General features: G+C 57.9%; 14 protein-coding genes and 1 other annotated feature (1 of these 15 cut by a window edge). Of the genes, 11 read left to right on the top strand and 3 right to left on the bottom strand.

Annotated features, from left to right (window positions below):
• Window positions 1-10 (bottom strand) — a sequence feature (Trp leader region); it reaches 94 nt to the left of the window's first position.
• Between the two features lie 252 nt (window positions 11-262).
• From rnm to rluB, 5 genes are all read left to right on the top strand, one after another.
• Window positions 263-1,144 carry an RNase RNM gene (gene rnm, locus ACMGGW_RS11990; protein ID WP_049205503.1) on the top strand — a complete coding sequence of 294 codons (882 nt, stop codon included), beginning with the start codon at window positions 263-265 and terminating at the stop codon, window positions 1,142-1,144.
• Between the two features lie 47 nt (window positions 1,145-1,191).
• Entirely contained in the window at window positions 1,192-1,812 is a 621-nt protein-coding gene (locus tag ACMGGW_RS11985) for an L-threonylcarbamoyladenylate synthase (RefSeq protein WP_025303045.1), read from the top strand.
• A 115-nt stretch (window positions 1,813-1,927) separates the two neighbouring features.
• The gene (locus tag ACMGGW_RS11980; RefSeq protein ID WP_025303044.1) at window positions 1,928-2,287 is read left to right on the top strand and encodes a Rap1a/Tai family immunity protein; all 360 of its coding nucleotides are present in this window, start codon (window positions 1,928-1,930) and stop codon (window positions 2,285-2,287) included.
• A gap of 149 nt (window positions 2,288-2,436) precedes the next feature.
• Window positions 2,437-3,234: an alpha/beta fold hydrolase gene (locus ACMGGW_RS11975; protein ID WP_049205501.1), complete on the top strand. Its 798-nt coding sequence runs from the start codon at window positions 2,437-2,439 to the stop codon at window positions 3,232-3,234.
• A gap of 162 nt (window positions 3,235-3,396) precedes the next feature.
• Window positions 3,397-4,302, top strand: a complete 906-nt coding sequence (gene rluB / locus ACMGGW_RS11970; protein ID WP_025303042.1) for a 23S rRNA pseudouridine(2605) synthase RluB — start codon at window positions 3,397-3,399, stop codon at window positions 4,300-4,302.
• Between the two features lie 38 nt (window positions 4,303-4,340).
• On the opposite strand, the gene cobO is transcribed toward rluB, so the two are convergent.
• Both cobO and ACMGGW_RS11960 read right to left on the bottom strand, forming a co-directional pair.
• Complete coding sequence (gene cobO / locus ACMGGW_RS11965; RefSeq protein ID WP_197832018.1) at window positions 4,341-4,931, bottom strand: cob(I)yrinic acid a,c-diamide adenosyltransferase; 591 nt, start codon at window positions 4,929-4,931, stop codon at window positions 4,341-4,343.
• A 13-nt stretch (window positions 4,932-4,944) separates the two neighbouring features.
• Window positions 4,945-5,706: a YciK family oxidoreductase gene (locus ACMGGW_RS11960; RefSeq protein WP_025303040.1), complete on the bottom strand. Its 762-nt coding sequence runs from the start codon at window positions 5,704-5,706 to the stop codon at window positions 4,945-4,947.
• A gap of 359 nt (window positions 5,707-6,065) precedes the next feature.
• On the opposite strand from ACMGGW_RS11960, the gene sohB reads away from it, so the two are divergent.
• Window positions 6,066-7,112 carry a protease SohB gene (gene sohB, locus ACMGGW_RS11955; protein WP_197832017.1) on the top strand — a complete coding sequence of 349 codons (1,047 nt, stop codon included), beginning with the start codon at window positions 6,066-6,068 and terminating at the stop codon, window positions 7,110-7,112.
• A gap of 51 nt (window positions 7,113-7,163) precedes the next feature.
• On the opposite strand, the gene ACMGGW_RS11950 is transcribed toward sohB, so the two are convergent.
• Entirely contained in the window at window positions 7,164-7,415 is a 252-nt protein-coding gene (locus ACMGGW_RS11950; protein WP_033650243.1) for a YciN family protein, read from the bottom strand.
• Between the two features lie 427 nt (window positions 7,416-7,842).
• Here ACMGGW_RS11950 and topA point away from each other — a divergent pair, with 427 nt between their 5' ends.
• The 5 genes from topA (at window position 7,843) to acnA (ending at window position 17,722) form a co-directional block, all read left to right on the top strand.
• Window positions 7,843-10,440: a type I DNA topoisomerase gene (topA, locus tag ACMGGW_RS11945; RefSeq protein WP_004930691.1), complete on the top strand. Its 2,598-nt coding sequence runs from the start codon at window positions 7,843-7,845 to the stop codon at window positions 10,438-10,440.
• A gap of 360 nt (window positions 10,441-10,800) precedes the next feature.
• Window positions 10,801-11,775 carry an HTH-type transcriptional regulator CysB gene (gene cysB, locus ACMGGW_RS11940; RefSeq protein WP_004930690.1) on the top strand — a complete coding sequence of 325 codons (975 nt, stop codon included), beginning with the start codon at window positions 10,801-10,803 and terminating at the stop codon, window positions 11,773-11,775.
• Window positions 11,776-12,108: 333 nt separating this feature from the next.
• Window positions 12,109-14,418, top strand: coding sequence for a type VI secretion system tip protein TssI/VgrG (locus ACMGGW_RS11935; protein WP_197832016.1), 2,310 nt, complete (start codon window positions 12,109-12,111; stop codon window positions 14,416-14,418).
• Between the two features lie 17 nt (window positions 14,419-14,435).
• Window positions 14,436-14,831 carry a hypothetical protein gene (locus tag ACMGGW_RS11930; RefSeq protein ID WP_043142513.1) on the top strand — a complete coding sequence of 132 codons (396 nt, stop codon included), beginning with the start codon at window positions 14,436-14,438 and terminating at the stop codon, window positions 14,829-14,831.
• 218 nt (window positions 14,832-15,049) lie between these two features.
• Window positions 15,050-17,722, top strand: coding sequence for an aconitate hydratase AcnA (acnA, locus tag ACMGGW_RS11925; RefSeq protein ID WP_127145975.1), 2,673 nt, complete (start codon window positions 15,050-15,052; stop codon window positions 17,720-17,722).
• The last annotated feature ends 51 nt before the right edge of the window (window positions 17,723-17,773 follow it).

The following is a 17,773-nucleotide window of genomic DNA, read 5'->3' as shown; positions in this document are numbered from 1 at the left end:
ACCAACCGTGAAGAGAAATATAGTTGTTCATTTGCCGACTCTCTCTGTTAACGCTCATCTGACACGGCCGTTGCCGTGAACTTGTGTACTAGTTAACTGGTTCGTGGCTGCAAAGTCAACCCTCTTTTTGCACAATGTTTTAGCGGCCAGCGTGAATTCTATTCATCATCCGCCTGGCGCCTGCGGCCAGGGCAGAATAGATTTCCGTCCGGCCGTCGATCGCGGGTATGATAGAAAACCAAGCCATTGCCGGATAGCCGTTTTGACAGACAGTAACCCCCCATCCACCGCTTTTACTCTGTACGATCTCCACAGCCACACGACCGCCTCCGACGGTTACCTGACGCCGACGCAGCTGGTACTGCGGGCGGTCGAGATGCGTGTAGGCGTGCTGGCGATCACCGATCACGATACCACCGCCGGATTGGCCGAGGCCGCCGCGGCCATTGCGGAGCAGGCGTTGCCGCTGCGGTTGGTCAACGGGGTGGAAATCTCGACGCTGTGGGAAAATCATGAAATTCATATCGTTGGGTTGGGCATGGACGTCACGCATCCGGCGCTGGTGGCACTGTTGGCGGAACAAACCGAACGCCGCAACTGGCGGGCGCAGGAGATTGGCGTGCGCCTGGGTAAAGCGCGGATCCCTGACGCCTATGCCGGCGCGCAACGGCTGGCGGGCGCCGGCGCGGTCACCCGCGGCCATTTCGCCCGTTACCTGGTGGAGCTTGGCGTGGCGAACAACATGGCGCAGGTGTTCAAGAAATACTTGGCCAAGGGCAAAACCGGCTACGTGCCGCCGCAGTGGTGTACAATAGAACAAGCCATTGATGCGATTCATCAATCGGGCGGTCAGGCGGTGATGGCGCATCCCGGCCGTTACGATCTGACCGCGAAGTGGTTGAAACGTTTACTGGCGCATTTCGCCGAACACGGCGGCGACGCCATGGAAGTGGCGCAGTGTCAGCAGGCGCCGCATGAGCGCGCGCAGCTGGCGAAATACGCGCAGGACTACCACCTGTTGGCCTCGCAAGGCTCTGATTTCCATCAACCTTGTTCGTGGATCGAACTGGGGCGCAAGCTGTGGCTGCCGGGCGGTGTCGAGCCAGTGTGGCGCGATTGGCCGCAACCGGGCCAGGCGGTCTGATTTTACGCGCGTGGCAACGCGCGCGGGCATCATTTTAGGAGCAAGTCATGAGTCAGCTTTTTTATATTCATCCGGACAACCCGCAACCGCGTTTGATTAACCAGGCGGTCGACGTGCTACGCAAGGGCGGAGTGATCGTTTATCCCACCGATTCCGGCTATGCGTTGGGTTGCATGCTGGAAGAGAAGGCGGCGATGGAGCGCATTTGCCGCATCCGTCAACTGGACGGCAACCACAACTTTACCCTGATGTGCCGCGATCTGTCCGAATTATCGACCTATGCGCACGTCGATAACACGGCCTTCCGCCTGATCAAAAACAATACGCCGGGCCACTACACGTTCATTCTGAAGGCGACCAAAGAAGTGCCGCGCCGCCTGATGAATGAAAAGCGTAAAACTATCGGCCTGCGCGTGCCCTCAAACCCGATCGCGCTGGCGCTATTGGAGGCGTTGAACGAACCGATGATGTCCACCACCCTGATGCTGCCGGGCAATGATTTTGCTGAGTCCGATCCGGAAGAGATCAGCGATCATTTGGGCAAGGTGGTCGATCTGGTGATCCACGGCGGCTTCCTCGGCCAACAGCCGACTACGGTTATCGATCTGACCGAATCCACGCCGGAAGTGGTGCGCGAAGGGGCGGGCGACGCGGCGCCTTTCCGCTGATGTAAAAGGTTGCCACCTTGCCCATTGTCTGAAAATCGGCTGAAGCGAGGCTATTTCGCGTGAAAGCCGCTATTCTTGATTACTTCAGAATTGATAATGGGCAGGATGCGCAGCAATGATTAAACAGGTTTCTTTTTTAGCGGCCTTATTATTTTCCTCAATGGCAAATGCGGGTTTTTATTCAGGCAGCGGTTTGCTGGCGGAATCCGGCGGTTACGTAAAAAATAAAAGCGGTGAAGCCACCGTGGCCGAAGCGCTGAATGGTGGCATGTTTATGGGATACGTCGCCGGCGTATTCGATACCTATTCTATGCAGGGCAATCGCAATATCTGTCCGGCTGCCGGGATGAGCATCGGCGTCGCCGCCGACGCGGTGATGAAGTATTTGAACGAGCACCCAGAGCAACTGCATTATTCCGCTCCGTCGGTGATCATGCTGGCATTAAGCGCTGCCTATCCCTGCGTGCGCCATTAAGTTCCCGTTCCAATTAGTGCGCATTTTTTCATAAGATGCGCTCGGGGCGCATTCCGCACGAACTTCAATAGATCAATGCCTGCTGCGCTGTCACCTTATTCCCGTCGGTATTTCCCGAACGGGTCGGGGAGAGACGCGCAGGAGGTAATATGACCGCATTTCACAGTGCCAACATGATGCTCGACTATCAGGATATCGGCTCAGGGCCGCTCACGCTGGTGCTGTTGCCCGGCTGGTGCGAACCGAAAACCGTGTTCGAGCCGTTCATTGCTTTGGCGGCCGAACGTTATCGGGTGATCAACATCGACTGGCGGGGCCATGGCCTGTCGTCGAAAGCCGCGGAGATGTCGCTGACGGCGGACGATTTGCTGGAGGATGTGCGCCAACTGCTGACGGCGCTGCGTTTGGATAACGTGGTCACCCTGTCGGTGGCGCACGCCAGCTGGCTGGCGGTAGCGTTGGCTGAAGCGTTGCCGCAGAGGGTGCAGGGCATGGTGTTTCTCGACTGGATCATGACGCAGCCGGAACCGGCGTTCTTTACGGCGGTGAGCCGCATGCAGGAGCCGCAGCAGTGGCTGGCGGCGCGCGACGCCTTGTTCGACTTCTGGCAGGGCGGCATCCGCCACGATCGGGTCAAACGCCATCTGGAGGTTGAGATGGCGCAGGAAGATTACCGGCTCTGGCGTGCCGCCGGCGTGGCCATCGAACAGGCCTATCGGCAATTCGGCTCACCGCTGCAACGCCTGGCGGGAATGAGCGCACCGCCGCCGTGCCGGCACATCTACTCGTTGGATCGCCGTGACGACTATCTGCGGCAACAGCAGGCCTTTGCCGCCGAGCAGCCGTTTTTCTCCGTGGTGCGTCTCGGGGAGGCCCGTACTCACCTCGGCATTCTGGAACGGCCTGACTCGGTGCTGTGGGCTGTGGAGGATTTTTTGGCGCCGTGAACGCCGTCTGAAGGGGGACACCGCCGATAAAGTGGGTTTCAACACCTTAGAAAGCCTGTATAATACACGGTTCGATCCTGATAAACGTATTATGACCGTTGTGGCTGTTGGCCACGACGGTATCCCCCCGACGCCTGTGAAGGCGACATTAGAGGTTGCTCAATGAGCGAAAAGTTACAGAAAGTATTAGCGCGCGCCGGGCATGGCTCGCGTCGTGAAATCGAAACCATGATTGAAGCCGGGCGCGTCAGCGTCGACGGCAAGGTCGCCAAGCTGGGCGACCGCGTTGAAGTGACCCCGGCGATGAAAATTCGTCTGGATGGCCATGTCCTGTCGATCAAAGAATCCGAAGAGGTGGTTTGCCGGGTGTTGGCTTACTACAAACCGGAAGGCGAGCTGTGTACCCGCAGCGATCCTGAAGGCCGCCCGACGGTGTTCGATCGCTTGCCGAAGCTGCGCGGTTCACGCTGGGTGGCGGTAGGGCGACTGGACGTCAACACCTCCGGTCTGCTGCTGTTCACCACCGATGGCGAACTGGCCAACCGTCTGATGCATCCAAGCCGTGAAGTGGAACGTGAGTACGCGGTACGCGTGTTCGGCCAGGTTGACGATGCGAAAGTGAAGCAGCTGAGCAAGGGCGTGCAATTGGAAGACGGCCCGGCCGCCTTCCGCACTATCAGCTTCCAGGGCGGTGAAGGCCTCAACCAGTGGTACAACGTGACCCTGACCGAAGGCCGCAACCGTGAAGTGCGTCGCCTGTGGGAAGCGGTGGGCGTGCAGGTGAGCCGCCTGATCCGCGTGCGCTACGGCGACATCGATCTGCCGAAAGGCCTGCCGCGCGGCGGCTGGGCGGAACTGGATCTGCCGGCGATCAACTACCTGCGCGAGCTGGTGGAACTGAAGCCGGAAACGGTCAGCAAAATGCCGGTGGAGCGTGAGCGCCGCCGCGTGAAGGCTAACCAGATCCGCCGTGCGGTCAAGCGCCACTCGCAGGTAGCCGGCAGCGGCCGCCGCAGCGCGCCTGGCAGCAAACCGGGTAAACCGGGCAAGCCAAGCAAACGCAGCTAATCCCTCATTCTGGCCCCGTTCGGGGCCAGAACTTTTTGTTACCAATCGATCCCTTGTTGCGCCTTCACGCCTGCGTCGAACGCGTGTTTCACCGGTCGCATCTCCGTGACCGTATCAGCCAGTTCCAATAGATCGCGATGGCAACCGCGCCCGGTCAGGATCACCGTTTGGTGCACAGGGCGCCGTAGGAGCGCTTCCTTCAACTCGTCCAGTTCCAGATAGCCGTAGGTCAGCATGTAGGTCACTTCGTCCAGCAGCACCAGGTCCAGGCTGCTGTCGGCCAGCATGCGTTTACCGTGCTGCCACACCGCCTGGCAGGCGGCGGTGTCGCCGGCCTTGTTCTGCGTCTCCCAGGTGAAACCGGTGGCCATTACCTGAAATTCAACGCCGTGTTGCTGTAGCAGATTCTTTTCGCCATTGGGCCATTCGCCCTTGATGAACTGGATCACCCCGGCGCGCATGCCGTGGCCAACCGCCCGGGTGACGGTGCCGAAGGCGGCGGTGGTTTTACCCTTGCCGTTACCGGTAAACACCAGCAGCAGGCCGCGGGTATCCTGCGCCGCGACGATGCGCGCATCGACCTGTTCTTTCAGGCGCTGCTGGCGCTGTTGATGACGATCTTCCGCCATGAAACGCTCCTTATTATTCGGCCGCGCCGGGTTTACGGTTCGGCTGCGCGTCGAAGCTCATGCCAGTTTTGCGGCGGCTGTCCTCGCCCATCAGATACAGGTACAACGGCATAATATCGGCGGGGGTCTTCAGTTTGTTCTTGTCTTCGTGTGGGAAGGCGGATGCGCGCATTTTGGTGCGGGTGCCACCCGGATTGATGCAGTTCACCCGCAAATTGCGAGTTTTGTACTCGTCGGCCAATACCTGCATCATGCCCTCGGTGGCGAACTTCGACACCGCATAGGCCCCCCAGTCTGCGCGGCCGGTACGCCCGACGCTGGAGCTGGTGAACACCAGCGAACCGGCGTGGGATTTCAGCAGCAGTGGCAATAGTGCCTGGGTCAGCATAAAGGTGGCGTTGACGTTAACCTGCATCACCTCTTGCCACATGGTCATCGACAGCTCGGCCATCGGCGCGATGTCGCCGAGCAGGCCGGCGTTGTGCAGCACGCCGTCAAGGCGGGGGATCTGGCTAGCCAGATCGTCGGCTATCTGCCGGCATTGCTCCTGAGTGGCGTGCAGCAAGTCCAGCGTCACCACCAAGGCCGGGGCGCCGCCCTGGGCCGCAATTTCTTGTTGTACCGCCAGCAGTTTGCTCTCGGTACGGCCCAGCAGCACCAGTTGGGCACCGAAGCGCGCGTAGGTCAGCGCCGCTTCACGGCCGATGCCGTCACCGGCGCCGGTAACTAAAATGATACGTTGTTCGAGCAGGTCTTGTTTGGGTTGGTAATGCACGATACATCCTCGCCTGGGTGGCTGTTCTCCCGCGAATATCGGGGAGCAAGGGTGAAACGCGCGGCCGGGGCGGGAGCAAAGGCTCGACCGTCTGCGGGCCGCGCAGCGAATCCGTCTCATCGTATTGATGAATAATGGGTGTTATATGCCTTAATCCGCGGGCATTTTCAATGCGTAGCAGGCTGAAATGGCATTCTTTTGTAACAAAAGCGCGGCAGCGGCGGCTTGGTTCGACCGTAAATCGTCCCCATAGTGATGCTCCGTGCGCAATGAATTTTCATTTAGCCGCGACAGCAGCCGCTGCGGTTGGCTAGAATGGAAAGAAGTATACTAACAACCTGTAAATAAAGGCGGAATCTGTGGAGTTTATATCTGTTTATGGCCTGTTTCTGGCCAAGGTCGCCACGGTGATGCTCGCCATCGCCGCGTTGGCCATATTGGCGGTCAGCCTGGGGCAACGTAAGAACCGCCAGAAAGGGGAGCTGCAGCTGACCGATCTCGGTGAACAGTATCGCGAGATGCAGCGTGATATGCGCCTGGCGCGCATGGATGCCGCCGAGCAGAAGGTCTGGCTGAAACAGTTCAAGAAGCAGACCAAATCTGATGACAAATTGAAGAAGCAGCGCGCCAAGTCCGGCGCGGTGGAAGTGGCCAAGCCGTGCCTGTATGTGCTGGATTTCAAAGGCAGCATGGACGCGCACGAGGTGACGTCGTTGCGTGAAGAGATCTCGGCGGTGCTGGCGGTGGCGTCGGCGCAGGATGAAGTCCTGCTGCGCCTGGAAAGCCCTGGCGGGGTGGTGCATGGCTATGGCCTGGCGGCCTCGCAGTTGGAGCGCCTGCGCAAGGGCGGCATTCGCCTGACGGTAGCGGTGGATAAAGTGGCGGCCAGCGGCGGCTACATGATGGCCTGCGTCGCGGATCGCATCGTGGCGGCACCGTTCGCCATCATCGGTTCCATCGGCGTGGTGGCGCAGATCCCGAACTTCCACCGCCTGCTGAAAAAGAATGACATCGACGTGGAGCTGCACACCGCCGGGCAGTTCAAACGCACGCTGACGCTGTTCGGTGAAAACACCGAGCAAGGGCGCGAGAAGTTTCGCGAAGATCTGAACGAAACCCACGAACTGTTCAAGCGCTTCGTGCATGAGCAGCGCCCGTCGCTGGATATCGATAGCGTCGCCACCGGTGAGCACTGGTTCGGTTCTCAGGCCAAAGAAAAGGGGCTGATCGACGCCATCGGTACCAGCGACGATTTGCTGATCGCCGAGTTGGATAACCACGAAGTGATCGCCGTGCGCTACACGCGCCGCAAACGCCTGATGGATCGCTTCACCGGCAGCGCGGCGGAAAGCGTCGATCGTTTGCTGTTGCGCTGGTGGCAGCGTGGGGAAAAGCCGTTGTTGTAACGGCGATGAGAGCAGGAATCAACGGGGGCCAGGTGCCCCCGTTTTCTTTACTCAATCGACCAGGTGGTATTTTTCCGAAAGCAGATGGGCCAAATGTTTAAACATATTAAATACCGCGGTGGTTTTGGCGGTGGGCAATCCGTCGGCATCCAAAAAGTATTCGCCTCGAAAAACTAAAACGCCGCTTTTTTGTTCAACGTCGGTGGCGATCATGCCGTGCAGATAATCTTCGTGTTGGCGGATGATGTTATTTGCTTCCGCCAGTAGGGCCTCGCGGCCGATAGGTGCAGTATTCTTGTGCATTTATTAGACTCCAAACAAAAAACGCTGCGCATATTCTAACGCCGGTTCGCTTTTATCCGCAAACCGACTAAGGTTTATTTGCCGTCTGGATGGCCATGGGCGGCCGCCGGTTGGCGAAATCTGCCTTTCCGTGCTAATTAGGTTGCGTGACGCTTTTTATCAGGTACAGTGTGGGATTTTGCGGCGTCGGGTGGAAGGTTTTGTTTACGCCATGAATAAAACTCACACAGCCATACTTCTGGGGCATGGGTGAATAGCAGGCAGGATCAACAACTTGCGTTCAGGTTGAGCAATTGGGCAACCAAAAGAAAAAAATCTGTTGATCTCTTGCCAGACTGCCGCAATATAAAAAAAGAGACACGAATTGCCGCGGCACGGCGAGATAAAAGACTTCTTTTTAGAAGAAATAAATTAGGTAAAGGTAAATATGGGTAAAGCTCTCGTAATAGTTGAGTCCCCGGCAAAAGCCAAAACTATTAATAAATATTTAGGAAGTGACTACGTGGTGAAGTCCAGCGTCGGTCATATCCGTGATTTGCCGACCAGTGGCTCAGCCAGCAAAAAGAGCGCTGACTCAACCGAAGACAAAGCCAAGAAAAAAGTTAAAAAAGATGAGAAGGCGGCGCTGGTAAATCGCATGGGCGTCGACCCTTACCACGGCTGGAAAGCGCATTATGAAATCCTGCCGGGTAAAGAAAAAGTGGTCGCCGAGTTAAAATCGTTGGCGGAAAACGCCGACCACATTTATCTCGCAACCGACCTTGACCGCGAAGGGGAAGCCATCGCCTGGCACCTGCGGGAAGTGATCGGTGGGGATGACAAACGCTTTAGCCGCGTGGTGTTTAACGAAATCACCAAAAACGCAATCCAACAGGCGTTCAAACAGCCGGGCGAGCTGAACATTGACCGCGTCAACGCGCAGCAGGCACGCCGGTTTATGGACCGCGTGGTGGGCTATATGGTCTCGCCGCTGCTGTGGAAGAAAATCGCCCGCGGCCTGTCCGCCGGCCGCGTGCAGTCGGTGGCGGTGCGTCTGGTGGTTGAGCGCGAACGAGACATCAAGGCGTTCGTGCCGGAAGAGTACTGGGAACTGCATGCCGATCTGCTGGCGAAGGGTGAAACCGCGCTGCAGATGGAAGTGACCCATGCGCACGACAAACCGTTCAAGCCGGTCAACCGCGAGCAGACTCACGCCGCGGTCAAGCTGCTGGAAAAAGCCCGTTATACGGTGCTGGATCGCGAAGACAAACCGACCAGCAGCAAGCCGGGCGCGCCTTTCATTACCTCCACGCTGCAACAGGCCGCCAGTACCCGCCTGAGCTTCGGCGTGAAGAAAACCATGATGATGGCGCAACGGCTGTATGAAGCCGGCCACATCACCTATATGCGTACCGATTCCACCAACCTGAGCCAGGATGCGCTCAACATGGTGCGTGGCTACATCGGCGACAACTTCGGCGACAAATACCTGCCGAAGGCGCCGAATCAGTACAGCAGCAAAGAGAATTCGCAGGAAGCGCACGAAGCGATCCGTCCTTCGGACGTGAACGTGCTCGCCGAGCAGTTGAAAGACATGGAGGCGGACGCGCAGAAGCTGTATCAGCTGATCTGGCGCCAGTTCGTTGCCTGCCAGATGACACCGGCGCAATACGATTCCACCACGCTGACGGTGAAAGCCGGCGATTATCAACTGCGCGCCAAGGGCCGTACGCTGCGCTTTGACGGCTGGACCAAGGTGATGCCGGCGCTGCGCAAGGGCGATGAAGATCGCACTCTGCCATACGTCGAAATCGGCAGCGAACTTGATCTGCAGAAACTGATCCCAAGCCAGCACTTCACCAAGCCGCCGGCGCGCTACAGCGAAGCCTCACTGGTGAAAGAGCTGGAAAAACGCGGTATCGGCCGTCCGTCCACCTACGCCTCCATCATCTCGACCATTCAGGATCGCGGTTATGTGCGGGTGGAAAGCCGCCGCTTCTATGCCGAGAAAATGGGCGAGATCGTTACCGATCGCCTGGAAGAGAACTTCCGCGAGCTGATGAACTATGACTTCACCGCGCGCATGGAAGACGGCCTTGATGAGGTCGCCAACAACCAGGCCGAGTGGAAAGCGGTGTTGGACGAATTCTTCGTCGACTTCAGCGAGCAGCTGGAAACGGCGGAGAAGGATCCGGAAGAAGGCGGCATGCGGCCTAACCAGATGGTGATGACCAGCATTGACTGCCCGACCTGCGGCCGCAAGATGGGCATCCGTACCGCCAGCACCGGTGTGTTCCTCGGCTGTTCCGGCTACGCGCTGCCGCCGAAGGAGCGTTGCAAAACCACCATCAACCTGGTGCCTGAAGCGGAAGTGCTCAACATCCTCGAAGGCGACGACGCGGAAACCAACGCGCTGCGCGCACGCCGCCGCTGCCAGAAATGCGGTACGGCGATGGACAGCTATCTGATCGACAACCAGCGTAAGCTGCACGTCTGCGGTAACAACCCGGCGTGTGACGGTTATGAGATCGAAGAGGGCGAGTTCCGTCTGAAAGGCTATGACGGCCCGGTGGTGGAGTGCGACAAATGCGGCTCGGAAATGCACCTGAAAATGGGGCGCTTCGGCAAGTACATGGGCTGCACCAACGAGAACTGCAAAAACACCCGTAAGATCCTGCGTAACGGCGATGTCGCGCCGCCGAAGGAAGATCCGGTACCGTTGCCAGAGCTGCCGTGCGAGAAGTCCGACGCCTATTTCGTGCTGCGTGACGGCGCTGCCGGCGTGTTCCTGGCGGCCAATACCTTCCCTAAATCGCGCGAAACCCGTGCGCCGCTGGTGGAAGAGCTGGCTCGCTTCAAGGATCGTCTGCCGGAGAAACTGCGTTATCTGGCCGATGCGCCGGTCGCGGATGCCGAAGGCAATAAAACGCTGGTGCGTTTCAGCCGTAAAACCAAGCAGCAGTACGTCTCCTCTGAAAAAGACGGCAAGGCGACCGGTTGGTCCGCGTTCTACGTGGACGGCAAGTGGGTCGAAGGCAAGAAGTAAGGCCGATGTCCTGCCTGCAAGATGAAAAACCAGCCCTGGCGGCTGGTTTTTTATTGGTGAAAAGGGGCAAACGGATCTATCCTTTGCTGCTTTTATCCCTCCGACACCGCCGTTTCACGTTGATACCCATGCAAAATAATCGTTATCATAGTGTGACGCGGATCTATACTTGAAGCTGCAACGTGGTATAGTGGTTATATAAAAAGTTTTTTTATTATTAAAGCTTATTAACAACGGCGCTTTCTTCACCATCAGGGTAGAACACGGTGTTTATGGCTTGTGAGTTTCAGCATACCGGGGCGACACCGATATACCTGGCTGCGGGTAAGCCGCAGTGTTTAACCTAGGATGGTATAAGATATGAAATTGCAGCAGCTTCGTTACATTGTGGAAGTGGTTAACCACAACCTGAATGTCTCCTCGACGGCAGAAGGGCTCTATACCTCGCAACCCGGCATCAGTAAACAGGTGCGCATGCTCGAAGATGAGCTGGGCATCCAGATTTTCGCCCGTAGCGGCAAGCACCTGACCCAGGTCACCCCCGCCGGCCAGGAAATCATTCGCATCGCGCGTGAAGTATTGTCCAAAGTGGACGCCATCAAAGCCGTTGCCGGTGAACACACCTACCCGGACAAAGGCTCGCTGTACGTCGCCACCACGCATACGCAGGCTCGCTACGCCTTGCCCAACGTGATTAAGGGCTTTATCGAGCGTTACCCGCGCGTCTCGCTGCACATGCACCAGGGGTCGCCGACGCAGATCGCCGAAGCGGTCTCCAAGGGCACCGCCGATTTCGCCATCGCCACCGAAGCGCTGCACCTGTACGACGATCTCATCATGCTGCCGTGCTACCACTGGAACCGTGCGGTGGTGGTGAAGCCCGATCATCCTTTGGCGGGGAAAAGCAGCATCAGCATTGAAGAACTGGCGGCTTACCCGATCGTCACTTACACCTTCGGCTTTACCGGCCGCTCGGAGCTGGACACCGCCTTCAACCGCGCCGGCCTGACGCCGCGCATCGTCTTTACCGCCACCGACGCCGACGTGATCAAAACCTATGTGCGTCTGGGACTGGGGGTGGGGGTGATCGCCAGCATGGCGGTGGATCCAGTGCAGGATCCGGATCTGGTGACGGTGGATGCGCGCGATATCTTCACCTACAGCACCACCAAGATCGGCTTCCGCCGCAGCACCTTCCTGCGCAGCTACATGTACGACTTTATTCAGCGCTTCGCGCCGCACCTGACGCGCGACGTGGTCGACAGCGCGGTGGCGTTGCGTTCCAACGAAGAGATTGAAGCGATGTTCAAGGACATCAAGCTGCCGATTAAATAGCCGCCAGCGTTGACGACATCAAACAACACCCGGACAGGCCTGCGCCTCTCCGGGTTTTTTATGCGTAAAACCCTGCGCCATAACACACCCCATTCGCAAGCTGCGCTAATCCAATCTTGGTTGGGGGAACGCGTAATGGCGCTTTAACGTCAGACCGACTCCCTCTGTCATTTCCACTAAGTTTCTGAATAACGCCCATTCTGCCTTAAGACAGCTTATGTCTTCCTTGTTAGGAATCATCTGAAAACAAAGTGTTTTTGTTCTGGCAAAGAGTTTTTTTTCTCTCGGAAGTTAAAGTAATGCTAACCAATTACCACCGGAGCCGCTTATCTCATGACCAGCCGTATCTCTGTCCAATTGCCCGTTGAGGGCCTGCTTTTTTGGAAGCTGGCGGGCCGTGAGGCCTTGTCCGAGCCGTTTGCGCTTACGCTGACCTTGCTGGGCCGGGATGCCCGCATTAATCGCAGCGAGCTGTTGGGACAACCGGTCACGGTGAATCTACCGACGGGGCTGCTGTCTGCGGATCGCCATATCAATGGGAAAGTGACCCGCGTTGCCGTCAGTGCCGTCGAGTTAAGTGGCACGCGTTATGCTGTGTATACGCTGACGGTGGAATCGGATCTATGGCCGATGAAGCGGGATCGCAATCTGCGCATCTTCCAGGGGCAGACGGTGCCGCAAACGGTGCATGCTTTGCTCAGCGAATATCAGGTGAACGTAGAGGATAAACTCACCGGTCGCTATCGGGTGTGGGATTACTGTGTTCAGTATCAGGAGAGCAGTCTCGATTTTATCAGCCGCCTCATGGAGCTGGAGGGTATTGTTTACCATTTTCGCCATGAGGCGGGCCGCCACACGCTGGTGCTGACGGATGCGGCAGGGCAGTATCAGCCGTTTAGCGGCTACGAGACGATTCCTTACCATCAGACTCCGTCTGGCGGCAGCACCCTCGAGCAGGGCATCGGCCAATGGGCACCGGAAGACAGCGTAACGCCGGGCATTTACGGTTTGGACGACTATGACTTTCGCAAACCGAACGCCTGGCTGTTCCAGGCTCGCCAAAACCCGGCCTCGCCGATGCCGGGCAGCATCGACGTCTACGATTGGCCGGGCCGCTATGTCGAGCACGCCGATGGAGAATTCTACGCACGCGTGCGCCAGGAACGCTGGCAGGTGGAACATCAGCAGGTACACGGCACAGCAACGGCGATCGGAATCGCGCCGGGCTATACCTTTACCCTGATCAACGCCCCGTTTTTCAGCGATAACGGCGAATACCTGACGACGGCCGCCGATTACACGTTCTCCGAGAACCGCTACGCCAGCGGCGAAGAAGGAGAGACGATTCATCGCATCGACTTTACGGTTATCCCGGCTGCTACCGTCTTTCGTCCGCTGACGGTGACGCCGTGGCCGCGCACCTATGGCCCGCAAACGGCCAAGGTGGTGGGGCCCGTCGGCGAGAATATCTGGACGGACAAATACGGCCGGATAAAAGTGAAGTTTCACTGGGATCGCCGCGCCAAAGGGGATGATACCAGTTCGTGCTGGGTGAGGGTCTCGAGTGCCTGGGCGGGGCAAGGGTTCGGTTCGGTACAAATACCGCGCGTCGGTGATGAAGTGGTGGTGGACTTTATCAATGGCGATCCGGATCGGCCGATTGTCACCGGGCGCGTCTACAATGAAGCGAGCATGCCGCCGTGGGTGTTGCCGGCGGCGGCTACGCAAATGGGCTTTATGACTCGCAGTAAGGACGGAAGCCGGGACAATGCCAGCTATCTGTTTTTCGAAGATAAGGTGGGCAGCGAGGCCGTGGAACTGCACTCCGAAAAGGATATGAAGGTTTCGGTGGAAAATGACCAGCAGGTCAATATTGACGGTAACCGGTCGACAACTATCCTCAAGCAACAGCAAGACGAAGTGACGGGCAATGCCACCTTCCATTACAAGAGCCAGCGCACCACCACGGTGGATAAAAAAGAAACCGGCTATTTTAATGGCGGTGTCGCTACGGAGATCAAGGCAGGGCGGACGTTCGACATTAAGGACGGCGGTGACAAGGTAACGATCAAAGGCGACCGTACCAGCGATATCGACGGGAATGAAAGCCACCATGTCTCCGGCAAACTGACTGAGACCCTGGATAAAGGGCGGGACGTTACGATCGGCGCTGGCGGCCATAAAGAGAACATCACGGGGGGCGTTACCAGCGAGATCAAGGGCGGCGTCAACGAAACGATCAAAGACGGCGTTACCACCAATATCAATAGCGGCGACTGGACGCAAAACGTCAACGCGGGAACCATTACGATTTACAGCCCGCATCAGATCAAAATTGTCAGCGGCGAAAAGATCAACCTCGAAGCGCCGGAGTCCGTGTTCAATCCCAAGCTGCACAGCCTGACCGTGACTGCCTTCAGTGAAAGCATTACCGGTAATAGCGTATCGGCATCGGCGATAGCCAGCAGCATCGTTGGCGTGTCCAACGGCCTGACGGGGCTATCCAATTCTTATAAGCTGAAAGAGTTTTCAAAGACGGCGTTCAAAACGGAAACGAACGGGGTGGTGGTGAATGTCGAGGTGACCAATATCAGCAACAGAACGCTGAATGTAACGAATAACTCATTGTTTATAATTACATAAAATGGAGCAGCACGCTTATGTCTCTGGCTGATATGTCGAAGTACTTCCTGTATGCGGGGATCGCCACCCCTGTCGTGATGGGCATTTTCTTTTACTGTATTTTTAAAAACAACGGCGGTAACTCGACCGAGATGTCTGCAGTTAAAAACTATCTCAACAAGGACAGCTGGCAAGGTGAAATTATCGCCTCACACCTCGAATCCTGTCGGCAAACCAACACTCGATATGGCAATGACTTTTTCTTTGACGTTGATTTTTATCTCCCGGGCGACACCCGACTCCACACTGCCAAGGCCCTGGTTCAACCAGGCCAGATGCATCTACTGCGCAAAGGGATGGACATCAAGGTAAAGAAGGGGCGTAAGAATCAGCTGGCGGTTGTGGAGATGGATTTCCCCGCTGAGCTGTTGTAGCTAACCTTTCCCTGCCAAAGCGCCGCATCGTTGCGGCGTTTTTGTTGGCGTATTGCCTAACCCCTTGGCTGGGCTCGCACTTCCTTTCGGCTGATTGTTCCCACCTATCGTTGTGATCAAATCGTGTTGTTATCAAAACGTTAACTTATCTTTGTGGTATCTTTAAACAAGACCTCACTGATTACCCTGTTTTAGTCACAATAAGAAATGGAGGAGCTATGTCGTCCGATCTTCGTGAAACAAGTCTGGATAAGCTGGTTGCGCTGAATAGCGAATATTACTACTACAGTCTGCCGCTGGCGGCGAAGCAGCTGGGTGATATCGACCGGTTGCCGAAATCAATGAAAGTGCTGTTGGAGAACCTGCTGCGCCATGTGGATGGCGATACCGTGCAGGTTGACGACCTCAAGGCCATCGTCGCCTGGCTGCAAACCGGCCATGCTGACCGTGAGATCGCCTATCGTCCGGCGCGCGTGCTGATGCAGGATTTTACCGGCGTTCCGGCGGTGGTAGATCTGGCCGCGATGCGCGAAGCGGTACGGCGACTGGGCGGCAACGTCGACCAGGTGAATCCGCTGTCGCCGGTGGATCTGGTGATTGACCACTCGGTTACCGTCGATGAATTTGGCGACGATAACGCCTTCGAAGACAACGTGCGTATCGAAATGCAGCGCAACCACGAGCGCTACACCTTCCTGCGCTGGGGGCAGAAAGCCTTCAACCGCTTCCGCGTGGTGCCACCGGGCACCGGCATCTGCCACCAGGTCAACCTCGAATACCTCGGCCAAACGGTCTGGCACAGCGACGAAAGCGGCCGCCGCGTGGCTTATCCGGATACGCTGGTGGGCACCGATTCCCACACCACCATGATCAACGGCCTGGGCATTCTCGGCTGGGGCGTCGGCGGTATCGAAGCGGAAGCGGCGATGCTGGGCCAGCCGGTGTCGATGCTGATCCCGGACGTGGTCGGCTTTAAGCTGACCGGCAAGCTCCGTGAGGGCATTACCGCCACCGACCTGGTGCTGACGGTGACTCAAATGCTGCGTAAGCATGGCGTGGTCGGCAAGTTCGTCGAGTTTTACGGCGATGGGCTGGCCGATCTGCCGCTGGCGGACCGGGCAACCATCGCCAATATGTCGCCGGAGTTCGGCGCCACCTGCGGTTTCTTCCCGGTGGATGACGTTACGCTCGGCTATATGAAGCTCAGCGGCCGCAGCGCCGAACAAATCGCGCTGGTGGAAGCCTACGCCAAAGCGCAGGGCATGTGGCGCAACCCGGGTGATGAACCGGTCTTCACCAGCTCGCTGGCGCTGGACATGTCAACCGTGGAAGCCAGCCTCGCCGGGCCAAAGCGCCCGCAGGATCGCGTTGCGCTGCCGAATGTGCCGCAGGCGTTCAAGGCCGCCACCGAGCTGGATATCGGGGGACACAAGGCCAATACCGACAGCAAAACCTTCACGCTGGACGGGCAGCAGCACGAACTGCGCGACGGCGCGGTAGTGATCGCGGCGATCACCTCTTGCACCAACACCTCCAACCCGAGCGTCATGATGGCGGCCGGCCTGCTGGCGAAAAACGCCGTCAAGAAAGGGCTACGCAGCAAACCCTGGGTAAAAACCTCGCTGGCGCCGGGTTCCAAAGTGGTGACCGACTACTTTGACAGTGCCAAACTCACCGCCTATCTGGAAGAACTGGGGTTCAACCTGGTGGGATATGGCTGTACCACCTGTATCGGCAACTCCGGGCCGCTGCCGGATCCCATCGAGCAGGCGATCAAAGAGGGCGATCTGACCGTGGGCGCGGTGCTGTCGGGCAACCGTAACTTCGAAGGGCGCATCCACCCGCTGGTGAAAACCAACTGGCTGGCCTCGCCGCCGCTGGTAGTGGCTTATGCGCTGGCGGGCAGCATGAAGATCGATCTGACCAAAGAGCCGCTGGGCGAGGGTAATGACGGTCAGCCGGTCTATTTAAAGGACATCTGGCCGAGCAGCCAGGACATCGCTCAGGCGGTGGAAGAAGTGCGCACCGAGATGTTCCACAAGGAATATGGTGAAGTGTTCGACGGCGACGCCAACTGGCAGGCGATCCAGGTGACCGGTTCGGCGACCTATCAATGGCAGGAGGATTCTACCTATATCCGCCATCCTCCGTTCTTCAGCACCATGAAGGTGAAGCCGGATCCGGTGCAGGACATCAAGGACGCGCGCATTCTGGCGATTCTGGCCGACTCGGTGACCACCGACCACATCTCGCCGGCGGGTAACATCAAGCGCGACAGCCCGGCGGGGCGTTATCTGAGCGAGCACGGCGTGGCGCCGCAGGATTTTAACTCCTACGGTTCACGCCGCGGCAACCACGAAGTGATGATGCGCGGCACCTTCGCCAACATCCGCATTCGCAACGAAATGGTGCCGGGCGTCGAAGGCGGCTATACCCGCCATATTCCGTCGCAACAGCAGCTGTCTATCTACGACGCCGCCATGCAGTACCAGCAGGAGAAAGTGCCGCTGGCGGTGATCGCCGGTAAAGAGTACGGTTCCGGCTCCAGTCGCGACTGGGCGGCGAAGGGGCCGCGCCTGCTGGGCGTGCGGGTGGTGATAGCCGAATCCTTCGAGCGCATTCACCGCTCCAACCTGATTGGCATGGGGATTTTGCCGCTGGAGTTCCCGCAGGGGGTGACTCGCAAAACGCTGGGGCTGACCGGGGATGAGCAGATCAGCGTTGGTGGCCTGCAGCAGCTGCAGCCGGGCCAGACGGTGCCGGTGCATATCACCTATGCCGACGGGCGCAAGGAAGTGGTCGACACCCGTTGCCGCATCGATACCGGCAATGAGCTGACCTACTACGAAAACGACGGTATCCTGCACTATGTGATCAGGAAAATGCTGTAATTAAGCAATAAAAAGGGCGCCGCGAGGCGCCCTGATTGTTTCCACCGCGGT

Source organism: Serratia sp. BNK-4, assembly GCF_048685115.1.
GTDB classification, from domain to species: Bacteria; Pseudomonadota; Gammaproteobacteria; order Enterobacterales; family Enterobacteriaceae; genus Serratia; species Serratia bockelmannii.
The sequence above is the reverse complement of the archived record's forward strand: the minus strand, read 5'-3'. Positions and strand labels throughout refer to the sequence as shown.

What these genes read in the sequence shown, in the direction of transcription:
- ACMGGW_RS11985 (WP_025303045.1), top strand. Translation starts at nt 1,192, where the DNA reads ATGAGTCAGCTTTTTTATATTCATCCGGACAACCCGCAACCGCGTTTG.
- ACMGGW_RS11950 (WP_033650243.1), bottom strand. Translation starts at nt 7,415, where the DNA reads ATGCACAAGAATACTGCACCTATCGGCCGCGAGGCCCTACTGGCGGAA.
- acnA (WP_127145975.1), top strand. Translation starts at nt 15,050, where the DNA reads ATGTCGTCCGATCTTCGTGAAACAAGTCTGGATAAGCTGGTTGCGCTG.
- ACMGGW_RS11975 (WP_049205501.1), top strand. Translation starts at nt 2,437, where the DNA reads ATGACCGCATTTCACAGTGCCAACATGATGCTCGACTATCAGGATATC.
- rluB (WP_025303042.1), top strand. Translation starts at nt 3,397, where the DNA reads ATGAGCGAAAAGTTACAGAAAGTATTAGCGCGCGCCGGGCATGGCTCG.
- ACMGGW_RS11935 (WP_197832016.1), top strand. Translation starts at nt 12,109, where the DNA reads ATGACCAGCCGTATCTCTGTCCAATTGCCCGTTGAGGGCCTGCTTTTT.
- topA (WP_004930691.1), top strand. Translation starts at nt 7,843, where the DNA reads ATGGGTAAAGCTCTCGTAATAGTTGAGTCCCCGGCAAAAGCCAAAACT.
- ACMGGW_RS11980 (WP_025303044.1), top strand. Translation starts at nt 1,928, where the DNA reads ATGATTAAACAGGTTTCTTTTTTAGCGGCCTTATTATTTTCCTCAATG.
- cysB (WP_004930690.1), top strand. Translation starts at nt 10,801, where the DNA reads ATGAAATTGCAGCAGCTTCGTTACATTGTGGAAGTGGTTAACCACAAC.
- cobO (WP_197832018.1), bottom strand. Translation starts at nt 4,931, where the DNA reads ATGGCGGAAGATCGTCATCAACAGCGCCAGCAGCGCCTGAAAGAACAG.
- ACMGGW_RS11930 (WP_043142513.1), top strand. Translation starts at nt 14,436, where the DNA reads ATGTCTCTGGCTGATATGTCGAAGTACTTCCTGTATGCGGGGATCGCC.